The organism is Amycolatopsis sp. lyj-346 (assembly GCF_046548975.1).
Lineage (GTDB): Bacteria > Actinomycetota > Actinomycetes > Mycobacteriales > Pseudonocardiaceae > Amycolatopsis.
This window is the reverse complement of sequence record NZ_JAJPWT010000071.1, coordinates 1-571: the sequence shown is the minus strand read 5'-3', so window position 1 is coordinate 571 and position 571 is coordinate 1. Positions and strand designations below refer to the sequence as shown.

1 protein-coding gene is annotated in these 571 nt (G+C 72.3%); it reads right to left on the bottom strand.

Annotation, left to right across the window (positions count from 1 at the left end; all coding sequences use genetic code 11):
• Positions 1-210: 210 nt before the first annotated feature.
• Positions 211-571 (bottom strand): MFS transporter (locus tag ACLJQE_RS44745; protein WP_410645935.1); only part of this gene is annotated, 361 nt, incomplete at its 5' end.

Sequence of the window (571 nt, the reverse complement as noted above, 5' to 3'; positions counted from 1 at the left end):
GTGGCGGAGGTCGAAGCGCACCGTGCCCCGGACCTTTCTCGGCAGCCGCTCGTGCGCCTGTTCGCCGAGACCCTGGAAGAAGCTCGTGGTCACCTCGCTCATCACGGTCTCCCTTCCACACGCCTCCTCTCGTACTTGAAGAAAGCATCGCCCTGCGGTCGGTGCCGGCACATCACCCCGAAGAGGTGAAGCTCTGCTCCTCGACGGGGGTCAGGCTCGGGCTCGACCGGACCGCCGCAGCAGCAGGACGCTGGCCATGAGCGCGGCCAGTGGGGCGAGCACGAAGCCGACCCGCACCTGCCCGGTGGCGTCCAGCAGGACGCCGTTGACCGCCGCCCCGCCGGCGCTGCCGACCGAGAAGGCGGTGGCCGCCCAGGCGAACGCCTCGGCCACCGTGCCCGCCGGCGCCACCTCGTCGATGGCGACGAACGCGATGGTGAGCAGCGGCGGCAGGGCGAGCCCGCTGACCGCCATCAGCACCAGCATGGTCGGCGGGGTCGGGGTGAGCAGCAGGGGCAGGTAGCCGACGGCGAAGATCGCGGTGGCCCGGGGCAGGGTCGCGTGCCGTCGC